The 17,659-nt window shown below is 30.3% G+C and carries 18 protein-coding genes; 11 read left to right on the top strand and 7 right to left on the bottom strand.

What is annotated here, in order from left to right; translation table 11 throughout:
• Nucleotides 1–98 precede the first annotated feature (98 nt).
• From der to pflB, 5 genes are read left to right on the top strand one after another with little or no spacing between them, the layout of a single operon-like run.
• Nucleotides 99–1,481, top strand: coding sequence for a ribosome biogenesis GTPase Der (gene der, locus ELQ04_RS05240; RefSeq protein WP_002937040.1), 1,383 nt, complete (start codon nt 99–101; stop codon nt 1,479–1,481).
• On the top strand, nt 1,468–1,965 hold the full coding sequence (locus ELQ04_RS05235) for a shikimate kinase (protein WP_074469062.1): 498 nt from the start codon (nt 1,468–1,470) through the stop codon (nt 1,963–1,965). The genes der and ELQ04_RS05235 overlap by 14 nt, the downstream gene beginning before the upstream one ends.
• Complete coding sequence (trpS, locus tag ELQ04_RS05230; protein ID WP_002937048.1) at nt 1,962–2,921, top strand: tryptophan--tRNA ligase; 960 nt, start codon at nt 1,962–1,964, stop codon at nt 2,919–2,921. The genes ELQ04_RS05235 and trpS overlap by 4 nt, the downstream gene beginning before the upstream one ends.
• A 10-nt stretch (nt 2,922–2,931) precedes the next feature.
• On the top strand, nt 2,932–4,167 hold the full coding sequence (gene serS, locus ELQ04_RS05225) for a serine--tRNA ligase (protein ID WP_002937049.1): 1,236 nt from the start codon (nt 2,932–2,934) through the stop codon (nt 4,165–4,167).
• Nucleotides 4,168–4,176: 9 nt separating this feature from the next.
• A complete protein-coding gene (pflB, locus tag ELQ04_RS05220; protein WP_002937051.1) occupies nt 4,177–6,639 on the top strand; it encodes a motility protein PflB in 2,463 nt (820 codons plus the stop codon).
• A 30-nt stretch (nt 6,640–6,669) separates the two neighbouring features.
• Here the strand turns inward: pflB and ELQ04_RS05215 are convergent, their stop codons facing one another.
• The 7 genes from ELQ04_RS05215 to ELQ04_RS05185 all read right to left on the bottom strand — a co-directional run bounded on the left by ELQ04_RS05215 (nt 6,670) and on the right by ELQ04_RS05185 (nt 12,835).
• On the bottom strand, nt 6,670–7,305 hold the full coding sequence (locus ELQ04_RS05215) for a hypothetical protein (protein WP_002860276.1): 636 nt from the start codon (nt 7,303–7,305) through the stop codon (nt 6,670–6,672).
• A 97-nt stretch (nt 7,306–7,402) separates the two neighbouring features.
• Entirely contained in the window at nt 7,403–8,845 is a 1,443-nt protein-coding gene (gene pyk, locus ELQ04_RS05210; RefSeq protein WP_002865887.1) for a pyruvate kinase, read from the bottom strand.
• Nucleotides 8,846–8,893: 48 nt separating this feature from the next.
• Entirely contained in the window at nt 8,894–10,240 is a 1,347-nt protein-coding gene (locus tag ELQ04_RS05205) for an FAD-dependent oxidoreductase (protein WP_002938166.1), read from the bottom strand.
• A gap of 118 nt (nt 10,241–10,358) precedes the next feature.
• Nucleotides 10,359–10,988, bottom strand: coding sequence for a type III pantothenate kinase (locus ELQ04_RS05200; RefSeq protein WP_002938170.1), 630 nt, complete (start codon nt 10,986–10,988; stop codon nt 10,359–10,361).
• Nucleotides 10,975–11,265, bottom strand: a complete 291-nt coding sequence (locus tag ELQ04_RS05195; RefSeq protein WP_002938172.1) for a hypothetical protein — start codon at nt 11,263–11,265, stop codon at nt 10,975–10,977. The genes ELQ04_RS05200 and ELQ04_RS05195 overlap by 14 nt, the downstream gene beginning before the upstream one ends.
• Nucleotides 11,262–12,260 carry a hypothetical protein gene (locus ELQ04_RS05190; protein WP_002861152.1) on the bottom strand — a complete coding sequence of 333 codons (999 nt, stop codon included), beginning with the start codon at nt 12,258–12,260 and terminating at the stop codon, nt 11,262–11,264. Before ELQ04_RS05190 ends, ELQ04_RS05195 begins: the two co-directional genes overlap by 4 nt.
• Nucleotides 12,257–12,835 (bottom strand): hypothetical protein, encoded by a 579-nt coding sequence (locus ELQ04_RS05185; RefSeq protein ID WP_002851102.1) that lies wholly within the window; start codon nt 12,833–12,835, stop codon nt 12,257–12,259. The genes ELQ04_RS05190 and ELQ04_RS05185 overlap by 4 nt, the downstream gene beginning before the upstream one ends.
• Before the next feature lie 143 nt (nt 12,836–12,978).
• Here ELQ04_RS05185 and gatC point away from each other — a divergent pair, with 143 nt between their 5' ends.
• The 6 genes from gatC (at nt 12,979) to ELQ04_RS05155 (ending at nt 17,657) form a co-directional block, all read left to right on the top strand.
• Nucleotides 12,979–13,263, top strand: a complete 285-nt coding sequence (gene gatC / locus ELQ04_RS05180) for an Asp-tRNA(Asn)/Glu-tRNA(Gln) amidotransferase subunit GatC (RefSeq protein ID WP_002854550.1) — start codon at nt 12,979–12,981, stop codon at nt 13,261–13,263.
• Nucleotides 13,264–13,329: 66 nt separating this feature from the next.
• Nucleotides 13,330–13,893 carry a CvpA family protein gene (locus tag ELQ04_RS05175; RefSeq protein WP_002882168.1) on the top strand — a complete coding sequence of 188 codons (564 nt, stop codon included), beginning with the start codon at nt 13,330–13,332 and terminating at the stop codon, nt 13,891–13,893.
• Nucleotide 13,894: 1 nt separating this feature from the next.
• Nucleotides 13,895–14,368 (top strand): Fur family transcriptional regulator, encoded by a 474-nt coding sequence (locus tag ELQ04_RS05170; protein WP_002854230.1) that lies wholly within the window; start codon nt 13,895–13,897, stop codon nt 14,366–14,368.
• On the top strand, nt 14,369–15,874 hold the full coding sequence (gene lysS / locus ELQ04_RS05165; protein WP_044778136.1) for a lysine--tRNA ligase: 1,506 nt from the start codon (nt 14,369–14,371) through the stop codon (nt 15,872–15,874). It abuts the gene before it with no gap.
• On the top strand, nt 15,871–17,115 hold the full coding sequence (locus tag ELQ04_RS05160) for a serine hydroxymethyltransferase (RefSeq protein ID WP_044778135.1): 1,245 nt from the start codon (nt 15,871–15,873) through the stop codon (nt 17,113–17,115). The genes lysS and ELQ04_RS05160 overlap by 4 nt, the downstream gene beginning before the upstream one ends.
• Nucleotides 17,112–17,657: a DUF1882 domain-containing protein gene (locus ELQ04_RS05155; RefSeq protein WP_002859481.1), complete on the top strand. Its 546-nt coding sequence runs from the start codon at nt 17,112–17,114 to the stop codon at nt 17,655–17,657. The genes ELQ04_RS05160 and ELQ04_RS05155 overlap by 4 nt, the downstream gene beginning before the upstream one ends.
• Nucleotides 17,658–17,659 lie beyond the last annotated feature (2 nt).

The following is a 17,659-nucleotide window of genomic DNA, read 5'->3' as shown; positions in this document are numbered from 1 at the left end:
TTTTCCTTGACTAAAATCTGGGCTAATTCTAGTCTTTTTTTGCTTAATATTAAGCCAAATTTTATATAATTTTAAAAATATAATTTTCTAGGAAAAAAATGCAAAGCATCATACTTATAGGCAAGCCAAATGTTGGAAAATCAAGTCTTTTTAATAGAATGGCAAGACAAAGAATAGCTATTACAAGTGATATTTCAGGTACAACTAGAGATACAAATAAAACGCAAATTCATATTCATTCAAAAAAAGCCATGCTTATTGATAGTGGAGGGCTTGATGAAAGTGATGAACTTTTTAAAAATGTGAAAAAAAACACTTTAAAAGTAGCCAAAGAAAGCGATATCATACTTTATCTAGTTGATGGAAAATTAGCGCCTGATGATGAGGATAGACAGTTTTTTTATTCTTTAAAAAAACTTGGAAAACCTATAGCCTTGGTGATTAATAAAGTAGATAATAAAAAAGATGAAGAAAGGGCTTGGGGGTTTGCAAATTTTGGCGTAAAGGAAATCTTTAATCTTTCAGTAACTCATAATGTAGGCTTAGATGAACTTTATGAATGGCTTGAAAAATTTTTACATGAAGAGTTTTTAATCCCCGATGAAGAAGAAAATTTAGAAGATTTTTTAGAGCATTATGAAGAAGGAAAAGAATTTCAATTTAAAGAAGTCGATCAAAATCATATCAGAGTGGGTATTGTAGGGCGTGTAAATGTTGGAAAATCAAGTCTTTTAAATGCTTTGGTTAAACAAGAACGCAGTGTTGTAAGTTCTATCGCAGGAACTACTATAGATCCTGTTAATGAAAGTGTAGTTCATAAAGATAAAGTGATAGAATTTGTTGATACTGCAGGTATTAGAAAAAGGGGTAAAATTCAAGGACTCGAACGCTTTGCCCTAAATCGCACGGAAAAAATTTTATCTCATTCTCAAATAGCACTTTTGGTTTTAGATGCGCATGAGGGCTTTAACGAGCTTGATGAACGCATTGCTGGGCTTGTGGCTAAGCATTATTTGGGTGTGATTATTGTTTTAAATAAATGGGATAAAAGTGAGATGGATTTTGATAAGACTGTAAAAGAATTGCGTCTTGATCGTTTTAAATTTCTAGCTTACGCACCCGTGATTAGTGTATCAGCTTTAAGTGGAAAAAGGGTGCATGTTTTACTCGATAAAATTTTGCAAATTTTTGAAAATTTCACTCAAAAAATCCAAACTTCTAAGCTTAATACCTTGATAGAAAATGCCACAAGAGTACATCCTTTGCCGCATGATTATGGGAAATTGGTTAAAATTTATTATGCAGTACAATATGACTTAGCGCCGCCAAAAATTGCACTTATTATGAATCGTCCTAAGGCCTTGCATTTTAGCTATAAGCGTTATTTACAAAATCAAATCAGAAAAGAATTTGATTTTGAAGGTGTGCCTTTAGTGATTGCTTCGCGTAAAAAGGGCAGTAAAGAAAATGATGAAAGTTAAAAATATCGTTTTTATAGGATTTATGGGTTCTGGAAAAAGCACTTTAGCAAGAGCTTTAGCTAAGGATTTAGATCTTGTTTTTTTAGATAGCGATTTTTTAATAGAACAAAAATTTAATCAAAAAGTCAGTGAAATTTTTGAACAAAAAGGGGAAAATTTTTTTAGAGAACAAGAGCAAAAAATGTCTGATTTTTTTAGTTCTTGTGAGAAAGCTTGTATTGCTACAGGTGGGGGTTTTGTTAATGTTTCAAATTTAGAAAAAGCAGGTTTTTGTATTTATTTAAAAGCAAGTTTTGAATATTTAAAAAAGCGTTTAGACAAAGATGAAATTTCTAAAAGACCTTTATTTTATGATGAAATTAAAGCAAAAAAATTATATAATGAGCGTTTAAGCAAGTATGAACTAAAGGCAAATTTTATTTTAAATATAGAAAATAAAAATATAGATGAGCTTTTAAGCGAGATTAAAAAGGTGATAAAATGAGAGTATTAACGGGCCTTCAGCCAAGTGGCGATTTGCATATAGGTAATTATTTTGGTGCGATTAAGCAAATGGTAGATGCACAAGAAAAAAGCCAAATGTTTATGTTTATTGCTAATTATCATGCCATGACTTCTTCTCAAGATGGAGAAAAACTTAAACAAAATTCCTTAAAAGCTGCTGCGGCTTTTTTAAGCCTTGGTATAGATCCTCAAAAAAGTGTTTTTTGGTTGCAAAGTGATGTTAAGGAAGTTATGGAGCTTTATTGGATTTTATCGCAATTTACTCCTATGGGTTTATTAGAGCGTGCGCATAGTTACAAGGATAAAGTTGCTAAGGGGCTTAGTGCTTCACATGGGCTTTTTTCTTATCCTGTTTTAATGGCAGCTGATATTTTACTTTTTGATACACAAATTGTTCCTGTGGGAAAAGATCAAATCCAACATGTTGAAATCGCACGTGATATTGCTTTAAAAGTTAATAATGAATGGGGTGAAATTTTTACCCTTCCAGAGGCTAAAGTTAATGAAGAAGTAGCTGTGGTTGTGGGTACTGATGGAGCAAAAATGAGTAAATCTTATCAAAATACTATAGATATTTTTAGCAGTGAAAAAACCTTAAAAAAACAAATTTCTTCCATAGTAACCGATAGTACCGCTTTAGAAGATCCAAAAGATTTTAAAAGCTGCAATGTTTTTAAAATCGCAAAGCTTTTTTTAGATGAATCAGGGCAAAAAGAATTGCAAATACGCTATGAAAAAGGTGGTGAGGGTTATGGACATTTTAAAATGTATTTAAACGAGCTTGTAAATGCTTATTTTAAAGAAGCGAGAGAAAAATACAATGAGCTTTTAGAAAAGCCTTCACATTTAAAAGAAATTTTAGATTTTGGTGCAACCAAAGCAAGAAAAATCGCCCAAGAAAAAATGCAAAAAATTTATGAAAAAATCGGACTTTAAGGAGTAGAAAATGCTAGATTTAAAAAATTTACAAAATAATTTTGATGAAGTGGCTAAAAAGTTAAAAAATAAAAAAGTTGATGAAAATATTTTAAAAAAACTTGCTGAACTGTTTGCAAGTTTAAAAAAAGAAAAAATAGCTTTAGAAGAATTTCAAGCTTTTCAAAATAAATTCAGTAAAGAGCTTGCTATGGCTCAAGATAAAGAAAGTTTAAAAGCAAAATTAAGCGAAAATAAAAGTAAAATTAATGAGCAAAGCGCTAAAGTAAATGCTTTAGAAAATGAGCTTGAAGAAATCGCTCATGCCATCCCAAATATCCCTGATGAGTGTGTGCCTGTGGGTGAGGATGAAGATGAAAATGTAGAGCTTAAAAAAGTTTTAAATCCACCTAGCTTTGATTTTACTCCAAAAGAACATTTTGAATTAGGCGAGAGTTTAAATTGGCTTGATTTTGTGCGTGGGGTAAAAATTTCACAAAGCCGTTTTTGTGTGCTTAAAAACGAAGGAGCTTTATTAAGCCGTGCTTTGGTAAATTATATGATAGATTTTAATAGAAGCCGTGGATTTGAATTTGTTAATGTACCTTTTTTGGTAAATGGTGCTACTATGTTTGGGACAGGTCAGTTGCCAAAATTTAAAGAAGATATGTATAAGGTAGATGATGAGGATTTGTATTTGATCTCAACTTCTGAAATTCCAGTAACCAATCTTTATAGTGGAGAAATTTTAGCGAGTGAAACTTTACCGATAAAAATGACTTGTTATAGCGCTTGTTTTAGAAAAGAAGCAGGCAGTGCAGGGCGTGATACAAGAGGTATTATAAGACAACACCAGTTTGAAAAAGTAGAGCTTGTAAGTATTACTAAACCTGAGCAAAGTGATAGCGTGTTTAATGAAATGCTTGAGTGTGCAAGTGATTTACTCAGTTCTTTAGGTTTAGCGCATAGACATTTGATGCTTTGCACCGGAGATTTGGGTTTTAGTGCAGCAAAAACTGTGGATCTTGAAGTGTGGCTTCCAGGACAAAATAAATATCGCGAGATCAGTTCTGTTTCAAATTGTCGTGATTTTCAAGCAAGACGTGCTAAAATTCGCTATAAAAATGAACAAGGAAAAAATGAGCTCGTTCACACTCTTAATGGCTCATCTTTGGCAGTAGGAAGAACTTTGGTGGCGATTATGGAAAATTATCAAGATAAAGAAGGAAAAATTCATATTCCTGATGTTTTGAAAAAATATTTTTAAAGAGTATAGATGGCTGAACAAGAAGATATAATACTAGAAAAACCCGAAGATGGCTTAAATCAACCAAGACTTGATGAGAGTTTAGAGGGATTTAAAGGGCAAGAGGGGCAAGCTCCAGAAGATGAAGAATTTGCATCATTGCCAGAAGAATTACCTCAAGAAAATAGTGATAGTGGTTTTAAATTTACAAGAGAAAGTGCGCCTGAAGATGTATCAACTTTTGAAGAAGTTGAAAGTCAAGAGCCTACGCCTTGGTATAAAGATCGTAAGTTTATGTCTCTTGTGGGTTTATCTTTGGGGATTATTTGTATTTTAGTTTTTACACTTTTTTATTTAACTTTTAGTGAAGGAAAAATTAAACCAGATATTATAGCTTCTAAGCCTTTAGAACAACCTGTTGTTATGCCTGATGAATCATATAAATACAATGATATGCAAAGAATTGATGGTATGATCCAAAAAGCAAATGCTTTATATTTAAAGGGTGAGGTTGAACAGGCTTTAAAAGTTTATGAGCAAGTTGCCGTATATAATGAATCTTTATCTAATTATAATTTAGGCGTTTCTCAAATGAATGAGAATAAATTCCAAGAAGCTTTTGAAAGCTTCAAGAAAGCTATAGCCAATGGAGAAAATCAAAGTGTAGCTGCTATCAATGCTGCTGTTTGTGCTTTAAAGCTTAATGATAAGGAAAAATTTAGATATTATATTGATTTAGCTCAAGTGTATCTTCCAAAAGAAGGAAAATCAAAATTATATGATTATTATTTAAGCTTGATTAATTATTACAAAGGATATTACCCTGAGGCTTTACAAATGTTACAAAGAACAGATGTGGAGCCGTATTCTGATGTTGCAAAGTATTTGTCTGCTAAAATTTATGCAAAAATGGACTTTGATTCCAAGGCTATACAGCAATTAAATTCTCAAGGCAATTTTGAATCTAGTTTATCTTTAGGTCTTTTATACGCTAGAATAGGAGAATATGCTAAAGCTAAAGTCGCTTTAAGTACAGCGATGAAAATTGAAAGAGATTTTAATCAAAGTTTGGCGGCTTTAACATTGGTTGATATTAAAACAGGAAATTATCAAGATATGTTAGCGCGCTTGCAAAATTCTTATGATAATGATAAAGATAGATATAAGATTTTAGATGCTTATAAAATTCAAGTTCGTTTAAATAAGGATCTTTTTAATATAGCAGTTGCTCAAAATTCTTTTTCAAAAGATTTGTTAAAAAAACAAAAAGATCAATTCGATTTGCTTTTTTATTTTGCGCCTTATCAAGTTTTTGATAGTAGGCAGGCTGCTTTATATATTAAAAAAGCTAATGTTACAGATTTCGTTGATGATAGTGCTGATGCGGGAGTTTATCTTAATACAAGCAAGGCTCTTTCATCTACCAATGTAAAAATTGCCAATATTATTAACTATGCATTAAATCAGAAGTTACGCCTTGCTAACCAAGAATTTCAAAAACTTATCAAGGATTATCCAGAACATAGTATTTTACATTATAATTTGGCTTTAACTTATGCCCAAATGCAAAATTATGAACTTGCTTATAAGCATTTTTCAAGTTCATATCATCTTAATCCTAAAAATTACTTAGCAGGTGCTTTTGCTATGTTTTGTGCAAAATTAATTGATATTGATACAACTAAACTTTACAATGAAATTCTTGATAATATAGCTGCTGATTCTAATTTTAAAGCTAATATGCAAAAAAGTATGTTATTTTTAGTTAATAATAATTATATTTCTATGCTTCCTTATTTAGATGAAACAAAAAAAGACACGCCTTTGAGTTTGATTTTTGAAGCTATTGTTGCTAAAAATAATAACCTTAATAATCAAGTAGATGTGAAAATTGCTAAATTGCGTTCAGAGTTGCCTGAAGATATTTTGGCAAATATTTTGTATTTTAATTCTTTAAATTCAAATTTAAATATTAAAGAATATGCTCAAAATGCTCAAATTCATTTTAAAAATTTAAAACTTGATTATCGTAGTGTTTTTGGTGGGCCAAGTATCGCTAGGGAATTTTATGTTAATTTAATGCATATTGCAGGGCTTTTAAATTTAGAAAGACAGAAATTTAAAGAGTTGATTAATGTTTCAGGAGCAAAAGATGAGGGTATTTTGCAAACTTTAGCTTATTTGGATATTTTTGCACAGCAATACGAGGAGGCTTATGCGCTTTACAATTCTTTGATTGATGATTATGGAGCTAAAGATACTAAAACTTTATTTTTAGCAGCCGTAGCAGCCGTAGGTGCAAATAATCCAAATTCAGCTATAGCGCTTTTGCAGCTTTCTAAACTTACAGATAAAAATAACAAAGAAAGTAAAGCAGCTCTTGGTATGTTGTATCAAGAAGTAAAGAACTATGAAGCTGCGATATCTCAGTATAAAACTTTACCTAATAATTTTAAGAGTGAATTTTTTACTTTTGATATTAATAACAACTAAAAATGCTTAGAAATTTCTAAGCATTTTTAGTTAAGCTTGAAGATCTAGAGTTTTTCCGCCTAGTTCATCAATGCGATCGCTAACTTTTTTAAGTGCCGCATCTATTGTATCTTGACTGATTTGAGGAAGTTCTCCACCCCACATTTTTTCTGCTTGCTCAAATCCTTTTTTCATACCTTCAAGACCTTTTTTCAATTTTTCAACATCGTCGCCACCGCCTTTAATAACAAAATCCGCGATGCGATTGGCTGTATTTTCCACTCCAAAAAAACCATCTTCACTTACAAGTTGTTGAAGTTCATCTGTATTCATATCAAGTGGATTTTTGCCACTGTAGCCTAAGGATGCAAAATCAATATTTGTAAGTATAGATTTCGCAGTATCTAAATTGGCACCATTTAAAAGACTATCTAGTCCAGTTTGGGCATTGCTCGAACCTATTACAGCATTCATTGTTTGCTGTTGAAACTGAACTAGGTAAATTTGTGTAATGCCCTTTCCACCAAGTGCATTTAATTTTTCAAGGGTATTTTTATCTACATCCTTGCTAGAATTAGCACTTTGAACATTTTTGTCTTTTGTGTTTTCCTTAGCATCATCTGCCTTCTTATTGCTAACTTGTGTTTGTGCCATGCTAGCGATATTTGAAAAAGTATTCACTTGCATATTTGCTCCTTTGTGTGAGGCTTTAATTTATATCGACTTTTGACTTAAAAAATTTATAAGGACATTAAATTCCTTATTTTCAAAGGAATTTAATGTTTTATTGTAGATAATAAGCAATTTGCTCTTTATTGAGAATGCGGATAAGATTGCTAGTACCTTCTACTCCTGTTGGAAAGCCTGCAGTTAGAAGATAGCATTTGTCTTCATCCATAAAACCTTTTTCAACACTTGATCTTACAGAGTCTTTTAATAATTCTGTAAGTTCATTACTTTTGTTAACCAAGATCGCAGGATTAACTCCCCAAACTATACTTAAAGAGTTTAAGGTTTTTTCAGAATGCCCTACTGCTATGATTTCTATATTTGGACGATATCTTGCAATCTTAATAGCAGATTTTCCGCTACTTGTTAAAGAAAAAATAGCATCAGCGTTAAGATCTGTTGCAAGATGAGCTGAAGAACGCATGATTTTATCTGTATTGTCTAAATCATTAAAATCATTAAATTTGTTATATGGATAGCGTTTTTCTGTTTCTATTATAGTTTGGCACATTATATCAACAGCGTTTGCAGGATCTATACCAACGGCGCTTTCTTCACTTAGCATTACTGCATCTGTTCCATCTAAAACAGCATTTGCAACATCTGAAATTTCAGCTCTTGTGGCGGTTTTGCTTTTGGCTAATGAAAAAAGCATCTGAGTTGCAGTAATAACAGGCTTAGAGGCATTGTTTGCTTTTTGTATAATTTCTTTTTGGATATTAGGAACTTTATAATAAGGTACCTCAATACCTAAGTCTCCTCTTGCAACCATTATACCATCGCTAGATTTAATAATCTCATCAATATTTTCTACTGCATCAAATTTTTCAATTTTTGCAAAAATAGATATTTTTGCGTTATTTTGTGCTAAAATTTCACGAACTTCATCAATATCGTGTGCATTTTGTACGAAAGATATTGCTAAAAAATCTACTTCATTTTTTATACCCCAAAGTAAATCATTTTTATCTTTTTGTGTAATAACATCAATATTGATTTTAGTATTCGGAAAATTAATACCTTTATTTGAGTTTAAAAAACCATCATTTTCTATAATGGTTTCAATTTTTTGATTATCTATGCTTACTACTTTAGCACGAATTGATCCATCATATAGATAAATATATTCATCAATTTTTAACATATCTAAAATGGATTTTTGATTGATGCTGATTTTATAATGATTTTGAGCAATCTTCTCCCCTAAAATTGTTTCACGATAAAAATCAAGTCTATCACCCTTTTTTAATTCAAATGGTTCTTTAAGTTCGCCTGTACGAATTTTAGGACCACTAATGTCTTGTAAAATTCCAATACGAGTATGCAATTCTTTAGCTACTCTTCTTATGGTATCTAAGTTTTTTTTATGATACTCATGTGTTCCATGAGAAAAGTTTAAACGGAAAACATTTACACCATTGATAATCATTTGGCGTAGAATTTCTTCCTTTTCACTTGCTGGACCTACTGTGGCTACAATTTTTGTTTTTTTAAGCATGGTAAACTCCTTTTGAAATTATTGTAGCTAAAAATAGAAACAAAATGATTACAATAATTCTGAAGAAAATTTATCTTCGTTAAATTCCATTCCTAGGTAATTACACACAAGCTTTGCATCTCTTTCAGCATTTCCTAAACAACTTGTTGCTCCAGGACTTGGAGTCATATTGAAAATAATACCAGGGGTTTCTGTGATGCTTGCTTCACCTAGCATTAATTCTCCTTTAGTTTTATCAATAACTTGCGGTCTTACGCCTCCAAAACCTTTCGCATAATAAATATCGCTTGCTTTAAGACTTGGGACTATTTTTTTGGCATCTTTAACAAATAAGCTTTTATCAACAAAAGGTAGTTCAAAAAGATAATTATAAAAGATGTAATTTCTAATTGTTGCATCTTTAAACATATTAAAAGTTACTTTTAAAACAGTTTTATCAAGTTTTAGCGCTTCAAAAAATTCTGGAACTGATTTTAGACCATGATAACGTTCTAGTTTTGGAATAACAAGTGCGGTAGGTCCAAAGCGAGTGTTCATATCAGCAAGTAAATCAGGATCTCCATGAAGAGCTGCAAATGGAAGTTTAGGATTTTGCACCATATAAACCTTACCATTTAAAAGTTTTTGTTTGGTTAAATAAAAACTTCCTGCAACAGGCCAACAAGACTTATCCATACCTAAGTTCATTTTATGTGCTAAATATAAAGAGTGCGCTCCAGCATTGACAACTACGCTTTTGGCATGGTATTCTTGATGATTTGAGGTTTTTAATATAAAAATATCATCCTTTTTTTCTATGTGAATAATTTCTTGATTAAAAGCAACGAAAGTATTTTTATTTTGTTTTTGGGCTTGTTCTATTAGATTTATACTCATTTTCCCAAAATCTACAGTTGTAAAAACCTCGCCGCTTTCAACACCCATGGCACAGATATTTTCAGGTCTATCTTGATTGCAATCTTCTCCTAAAACAACCTTGGGTTCAATTTGTTTGATTTTTGCTTTATCGAAAAATTTTATATAAGGATAAAGTTCTTTAAATTCTTCATAGCGTTTTTTCATATAATCACATTCTATATCTCCAACAGCTAGAGCTATTTTTTGATGAGAAAACATGAAATTATTTTGCGCATTTTGCATGAGTCCATATTTAACTATCATATCAGCTGTTCTTTTTACTTTTCGCGCTTTTTCTAAAGTATAATTGGTTTCAATATCTCCACAATGAATGGTTTGAGAATTACTCGTTCCCTTAGAATTTAATGTTGCAGCTGTATTATATTTTTCTATCAAAGCAATATTTTTAATATTTGTATATCTTGCAAGCTCGTAAAATAATGCTGCTCCTGAAATTCCAGCTCCGATGACAAGCACATCAAATTCTTGTTGGCTCATTGTTTTTCCTTTTTTTATTTTAATAAACTTTTTTCTAAATAGAAGTTTAATTGAATTTGTTTTACAAAAAGTTAAATTTCATTAAGGTTTGATATCAATGAGAATTTTTGTAACATTTTTAATAAAGTAAATTAGGATTTTCTTTTATAATCTTTTTCATTCCTCGAAAGATTAAAAGTTTATCATAAATTGCGTGATCGAAATAATTTGCTAAAAATTGCCCATCTCCACCAGTGAAATAAAGCTTTTTATTTTGAGCGGCATCTTTTATCAGTAGGTAAATTCCTTTAAAAACACCATAACTTAAAGCATCCATGGTTTTTTGTGGGAATGCATCAAGACTAACTTGAGTGTTAAATTCACTTTTTAATCGTGGTGAAATATGGCTATAAATTTTTTTATAATTTGCAATACCTGGCAAGATAAAACCACCAAGATGTATAGAATTAGAAATAATATCAATTGTAATAGCACTACCTGCATCTACAACAACTCCATCTTCAATAGTATAACAAGCTGCTATGCGATCGATTCCTAATACTTGATAAATTGTATCAAATAAAAAATAAGGTTCAAGATTGATAAAATTTTTTTGATTTTTTAAATGTTCTTTGAGATGTTCATTGACATTGATATAAAAAATTTTTTGTTCATTTTTAAATTCTAAAAACTGATCTATACTAAGAGTAAAATATTTGTTATCATCTAGGAAATTAGCATTTGAATTCCCAATATCACAGAGTAGCATAGATATTAAATCCTTTCATTTCTAGATGATTTTTTGCTTTAGAGCAAAGAGAAGCCATGCTAAAAAAATATTTGTTATTTATGTTAATTTGCTGTGCTAGATTTTCTAAAAATAAGGCATCTTTCATTAAAAATTTTGTTTTTCCTGTATACATAAAAAGAATGTTATTTTGATCTTTAGCACAAATATAACTTTTTTTTCTAGTCAACATACTTAAGTCATAGGGCTTTAAATTTAATTTTAAAGCCTTTATTGTTTGTTCTAAAATTTTTATCATAGCAAATCTAAAATTTTATCTCCGTAGTAAAATTTACCATTTCCCATGAAAGAAATTTTATCAACAGCTTCTGAAAGTTTAAATACTTGTGCATTATCTAAATTTAGATTCATTTTGATAAGATAGCCTGTTTTTTCAAAAATATATAAATAATTATTGTATATATTGCTTTTTACAAAAATAGCAAATTCAAATTTTTTTTCCGCAATTTTTCTTAAGTTATAATCAGTTTTAATAATAGTGCCATCTTTTTCTAGTATAAAAATACCATCATCGCTAAGTGCAACATCTTTTATGTCAGCGTCAAGATAAAGAGTTCTAGCAGGGCTTACAACAATGATTTTTTTAGCTGTTGCTGCTATAAGTTTATCTCCGATTACACTTAGATGGATTACATTGTTGAAAAAATTTTCTGCTGAAATAACCACATCTTTAATGATTTGAAGATTGTTTCTTGAAAGAATTAAAATTTTACCATCTAGTGTTGGATAAACGATGATATTGTCTAAAAATATAGGATTAGCGGTACGACTGTCTTGGGCTGGAGCTGAGGTTAGGGTTTGACTGAATTTAATACCCAAAGAACGATTTGCAAGAACTATGGTATTGTTTGCAAGTACAAGGGCTAAATCATCTCCATTAGAAGCTACTCCTACAACACTAGCGTCAAATTGAAAATTATAAATTTCATTATAAGAATTGTCAAAAATTTTTAAATTTCCATTGTTATCTGCAGTAAAATATTCCCCATCTTGATAAGCTAGAAGCATATAATTTTTAGGAAGTTTAAACTTGTCTATGGAGATATTATTTTTTAAGATAGCTGTATTATTGCTAAGTTTTGCAGAAACTAGATTCCAATCAACGATTTTACTTTTTAAATTGCTATTATGACTTAAATCTCCATCGGTTTGTTTTGGTTCAAAATATTGTCTTTTGGTGCCACAAGCACATAGAAATATTAAACAAAATAGTGTTAAAAATATTTTTTTCATTGTGTAATGCCTTGATAATGTTTGAGGTTTTTAGCTATTTGATTTAAACTTGAATTTTCTTTTATCTGAGAAAGTAAAACATTAGCTTCTTCGATTTTATTTTGCTCTAAAAGTTTGTAAGCTTCTAATAATTTATCATAATTTTTTAAAAATATCGATTTATCCCCTAAAGATAATGCAATAATATTTTTAAGTAAAGTGTTTGTTTGAGCATTATTATAAATTTGTTTTAGTTCATTTTGGAGAGTTGTATTATTAAAATCATTAATATTTTCTTTTAGTAAAAAGATAGCGTAAAGATTAGTATTTTTATTTTTAAGTTGTTCTAAAAGATTTTTATTGCTAGGATCTTGTATTAGATTGGCATAAATTTCATTTGCTTCTTTTGTTTTATAATCGTTTATTTTTGAGATTATAAAATTTCCAGCAAACCAAGCAACTAAAATTATCACAACAGCAGATATATAAAATTTATACTTGCGTATAAATCTCTCTCCTTTGATAAAATTTTCTATAAATTGTTCTTCTGTGTTAAGTTCATTTTTAACAGCTTTTAAATTATCTTTTAGTCCCAAAATTTATCCTTGAAAAAATATTTTTATTTTTGTATAGAAAAATTATGGTATTGTATCATATAAATTGCAAAATATCCTAAACAATTTAAAGCTTTTTATGATATAATTTTCAAAATTTTAACTTTTTTATTAAGGTTTAAGAAATGCAAATAGATGAGAAATTATTAAGCAAGCTTGAAAAATTAAGTGCTTTACAAATAACAAAAAACAGAAATGAAACCATTGTACAGTTAAGTGAAATTGTGAATTTTGTTGAAAAATTAAACGAACTTGATTTAGATTCCCAAGAGATTACTGTGAGTACTATAAAAGGTGGAGCTCCTTTGAGGATTGATGAGATAAGAAATAGCAATGTTATTGATGAGGTTTTGGATTGTGCTCCAAAAAAACAAGAACATTTTTTTGTTGTTCCTAAAATCATAGAATGATTAACTTAGCATTTAGTGCTTATTTGTAGAATAAATTTAAAACAAAAAAATCAGAGAGTGATTGAAATGAATTTTTATTGGTTTGATGCTTTTATTTTAGGATTTACCTTGCTTTTAGGGCTTAAGGGTATTATCAATGGTTTGATAAAAGAAATTTTTGGGCTTTTGGGTATTATTGGTGGTGTTTTTATTGCTTCAAAATATGCAACTCAAGCAGCTGAATTTATACAAAGTACTTTTTATAAGATAGAAAATCAAAGCTTAGCTGGATTTGCTGGATTTTTGGCCATATTAATTATTTTTTGGATAGTTTGTTTATTGGTGGGTAATTTTCTTTCTAAGTTGATCAAATTAAGTGGCCTAGGTTTTTTAGATCGTATTGGTGGCTTTATATTTGGCGGAGCAAAAATTTTTTTAATTTTTGCAATTTTGGTTTTTTGTGTAGCAAGAATCGATTTTTTAAATGATAAATTAGATAATTTTGCTAAAAATAGCTATACTTTGAATTTGCTTAAAGAAACTGGATCTTTTATTATGAATCAACCTTTAACAGAAAATAGTCTAGATCATGCTAGTGAAAAGTTGCAAGATATTGTAAGTGATTTAAACAATACTCAAAAAGGGGAGTGATATGCTGATAGAAAATGTGGAATATGATGTTTTACTTGAGAGATTTAAAAAAATATTAAGACAAGGCGGACTTAAATATACCAAGCAAAGAGAAGTACTTTTAAAAACTCTTTATCACAGTGATACTCATTACACACCCGAAAGTTTATATATGGAAATCAAACAAGCTGAACCTGATTTAAATGTGGGAATTGCAACTGTTTATCGTACTTTAAATTTGCTTGAAGAAGCAGAAATGGTAACTTCCATTTCTTTTGGTTCAGCAGGTAAAAAATACGAGCTTGCCAATAAACCTCACCATGATCATATGATATGTAAAAATTGCGGAAAAATTATAGAGTTTGAAAATCCTATTATAGAAAGACAGCAAGCCTTGATTGCAAAAGAACATGGTTTTAAACTTACAGGGCATTTGATGCAGCTTTATGGTGTTTGTGGTGATTGTAATAATCAAAAAGCAAAGGTAAAAATATAAATGTTTGATAATATTTTAGAGCAGCAAAGAATAGAAAAAGCTAAGGAATTAAAAAATTTAGGGATCAATCCTTATCCTCATTTTTTAGAAAAAGAAATGTCTTTAAAGACTTTTAAGGATAAATTTTCTTATATTTTAGAGCAAGTTGAAAAAAGAGATGAAAGTATCAATGCTGTTGTTGCAGGACGTTTGAAACTTTTGCGTATAGCTGGGAAATCGATTTTTGCAAACATTGAAGATGAGGATACAAATTTACAAATTTATTTTAGTAAAGATAGCGTAGGTGAAGAACTTTATGCGATTTTGAAAAAGAATTTAGAAGTAGGTGATATTGTTTTGGTTAAAGGTTTTCCTTTTGTAACTAAAACAGGTGAGTTTAGTTTGCATGCAAGTGAAGTAAAACTCGCTACAAAAGCTATTGTTCCTTTACCTGAAAAATATCATGGATTAACAGATATTGAACAAAGATATCGTAAACGTTATGTTGATATGATAATGAATGCAGAAGTTAGAAAAGATTTTTTAGTGCGTTCTAAAGTGGTGAGTTTGATTCGTCATTTTTTTGAAAATAAAGGCTTTTTAGAAGTAGAAACTCCTATGATGCATCCGATTGCAGGTGGAGCAAATGCTAAGCCTTTTGTAACTTTTCACAATTCTTTAGGCGTAGAAAGATTTTTAAGAATTGCTCCAGAACTTTATCTTAAAAGACTTGTAGTGGGTGGTTTTGAGGCAGTTTTTGAAATCAATCGTTGTTTTAGAAATGAAGGTATGGATTTAACCCATAATCCCGAATTTACAACTATAGAATTTTATTGGGCTTATCATAATTATAAAGATTTAATGGATTTAACTGAAGAACTTTTTGCTTTACTTTTAGATAAGCTTAATTTGGGAAAAACAATAGAATTTGATGGAAAAATGATAGATTTTTCCAAACCTTTTGAAAGAATAACCTATAAAGATGCACTTTGTAAATATGGTGGTTTAGATGGGGATTTAATCGAAGATAAGGAAAAAATTCTTACTAAATTAAAAGCTGATGGTTTTGAAGCGAATGAAAAGCTTGAACTTGGACATTTACAAGCTGAACTTTTTGATAATTATGTGGAAGAAAAATTGATCAATCCTACTTTTGTGATCGATTTTCCTATTTCCATAAGTCCTTTATCAAGACGTAGTGATGAGGATTCTCAGATTGCTGAGAGATTTGAGCTGTTTATTTGCGGAAGAGAATTGGCAAATGGTTTTAATGAGCTTAATGATCCGCTTGATCAATATGAGAGATTTTTAAAACAAATTGAAGCTAAAAATGCAGGCGATGAAGAGGCTTGTGAAATGGATGAAGATTTTGTAAATGCTTTGGGTTATGGAATGCCTCCAACGGCAGGGCAAGGTATAGGCATAGATAGACTTGTTATGCTTTTGACAAATAAAAAATCTATTCGAGATGTGATATTGTTTCCTGCAATGCGTCCATTAAAATCAGAACTAAAGGAGAAAGAATGAGTTTAGAAATGTTTGATAAAGAAATTTTTGATTTGACAAACAAAGAGTTAGAGCGTCAGTGTGAAGGTCTTGAAATGATAGCGAGTGAAAATTTCACTTTACCTGAAGTAATGGAAGTTATGGGAAGTATTTTGACAAACAAATACGCAGAGGGTTATCCAGGTAAAAGATACTATGGTGGTTGCGAATTTGTTGATGAGATTGAAACTTTAGCTATTGAAAGATGTAAAAAACTTTTTAATTGTAAATTTGCTAATGTTCAGCCTAATTCAGGTTCTCAAGCTAATCAAGGTGTTTATGTGGCTTTGATTAATCCAGGTGATAAAATTTTAGGAATGGATTTAAGCCATGGTGGACATTTGACTCATGGTGCAAAAGTAAGTTCTTCAGGTAAAATGTACGAAAGTTGTTTTTACGGCGTAGAACTTGATGGAAGAATTGATTATGAAAAAGTAAGAGAAATTGCTAAAAAAGAAAAACCAAAACTTATAGTTTGTGGAGCTAGTGCTTATGCAAGAGTGATTGATTTTGTTAAATTTAGAGAAATCGCTGATGAAGTAGGCGCCTATCTTTTTGCTGATATAGCACATATTGCAGGTCTTGTTGTAGCAGGCGAACATCCAAGTCCTTTTCCACACGCTCATGTAGTAAGTTCAACTACGCATAAAACTTTGCGTGGCCCAAGAGGTGGTATTATTATGACAAATGATGAAGAGCTTGCTAAAAAAATTAATTCTGCCATTTTTCCAGGTATTCAAGGTGGTCCTTTGATGCATGTAATTGCTGCAAAAGCAGTAGGATTTAAATTTAATCTTAGCGATGAGTGGAAAGTTTATGCAAAACAAGTAAGAACCAATGCTCAAGTTTTAGCTAATGTTTTAATGGATAGAAAATTTAAACTTGTTAGCGATGGAACGGATAATCACCTTGTTTTAATGAGTTTTTTAGATCGTGAATTTAGTGGAAAAGATGCAGATTTAGCTCTTGGAAATGCAGGTATTACTGCAAATAAAAATACCGTTCCAGGAGAGATTAGAAGTCCTTTTATCACAAGTGGATTAAGACTTGGAACTCCAGCCCTTACTGCCAGAGGTTTTAAAGAAAAAGAAATGGAAATTGTGTCAAATTATATTGCAGATATTTTAGATGATATTAATAATGAAAAATTACAAGAGAATATTAAACAAGAATTAAAAAAACTTGCAAGTAGTTTTATTATTTATGAAAGGGCTATGTTTTGATTTCACCAATGGATATGTCGCTAATTAAAATAATTGGCGATCATTATTATATAAGACGCGATAAAATTGTAAATAAAATTACACATAGAGGTCGCTTATTTTTTGATAAATTTGAAAGAGTTGATGCTCCTTTAAATTTAAATGTCATGAGAGAACACGCTGCTAAAAAAATTGTTGTCGCTCATGATTTAATAACAAAAGATAATAAAGTAGAAAATATTGTCTTTGATTATAATGGTTTTAATGCTGAAAGATTTTATCACCGTGCACAACTTATTTTAAGAGAAGAAGGTTTTATAAATTTCACAGCCTATAAAACTAAAACTCCAGGACATTTACATCTTTATATTCACAAAGGACATACGGCGTTAAACGAAGGTTATTCTTTAGCGTCTAAACTTTCAATGATGTTTGCAAGTAAAATGCCAGTAGAATGGAAGGTGTTTCCTAGTATGGATGTACCTAGGGAATTTAATATTTTAATATTGCCTTATGAGGTTTATCAAAAAGAACGAGGAAGTTCTTGGTCTAAGCATATGTAAGA

Source organism: Campylobacter sp. CH278, from assembly GCF_004378845.1.
Lineage (GTDB): Bacteria > Campylobacterota > Campylobacteria > Campylobacterales > Campylobacteraceae > Campylobacter_D > Campylobacter_D jejuni.
This window is presented reverse-complemented; position numbering and strand designations above follow the sequence as displayed.

Coding starts and splice junctions, on each gene's coding strand:
- der (WP_002937040.1), top strand. CDS start 99: ATGCAAAGCATCATACTTATAGGCAAGCCAAATGTTGGAAAATCAAGT.
- ELQ04_RS05175 (WP_002882168.1), top strand. CDS start 13,330: ATGAATTTTTATTGGTTTGATGCTTTTATTTTAGGATTTACCTTGCTT.
- ELQ04_RS05215 (WP_002860276.1), bottom strand. CDS start 7,305: ATGCAAGTGAATACTTTTTCAAATATCGCTAGCATGGCACAAACACAA.
- gatC (WP_002854550.1), top strand. CDS start 12,979: ATGCAAATAGATGAGAAATTATTAAGCAAGCTTGAAAAATTAAGTGCT.
- pflB (WP_002937051.1), top strand. CDS start 4,177: ATGGCTGAACAAGAAGATATAATACTAGAAAAACCCGAAGATGGCTTA.
- serS (WP_002937049.1), top strand. CDS start 2,932: ATGCTAGATTTAAAAAATTTACAAAATAATTTTGATGAAGTGGCTAAA.
- pyk (WP_002865887.1), bottom strand. CDS start 8,845: ATGCTTAAAAAAACAAAAATTGTAGCCACAGTAGGTCCAGCAAGTGAA.
- lysS (WP_044778136.1), top strand. CDS start 14,369: ATGTTTGATAATATTTTAGAGCAGCAAAGAATAGAAAAAGCTAAGGAA.
- ELQ04_RS05170 (WP_002854230.1), top strand. CDS start 13,895: ATGCTGATAGAAAATGTGGAATATGATGTTTTACTTGAGAGATTTAAA.
- ELQ04_RS05235 (WP_074469062.1), top strand. CDS start 1,468: ATGATGAAAGTTAAAAATATCGTTTTTATAGGATTTATGGGTTCTGGA.
- ELQ04_RS05190 (WP_002861152.1), bottom strand. CDS start 12,260: ATGAAAAAAATATTTTTAACACTATTTTGTTTAATATTTCTATGTGCT.
- ELQ04_RS05200 (WP_002938170.1), bottom strand. CDS start 10,988: ATGCTACTCTGTGATATTGGGAATTCAAATGCTAATTTCCTAGATGAT.
- ELQ04_RS05205 (WP_002938166.1), bottom strand. CDS start 10,240: ATGAGCCAACAAGAATTTGATGTGCTTGTCATCGGAGCTGGAATTTCA.
- trpS (WP_002937048.1), top strand. CDS start 1,962: ATGAGAGTATTAACGGGCCTTCAGCCAAGTGGCGATTTGCATATAGGT.
- ELQ04_RS05195 (WP_002938172.1), bottom strand. CDS start 11,265: ATGATAAAAATTTTAGAACAAACAATAAAGGCTTTAAAATTAAATTTA.
- ELQ04_RS05160 (WP_044778135.1), top strand. CDS start 15,871: ATGAGTTTAGAAATGTTTGATAAAGAAATTTTTGATTTGACAAACAAA.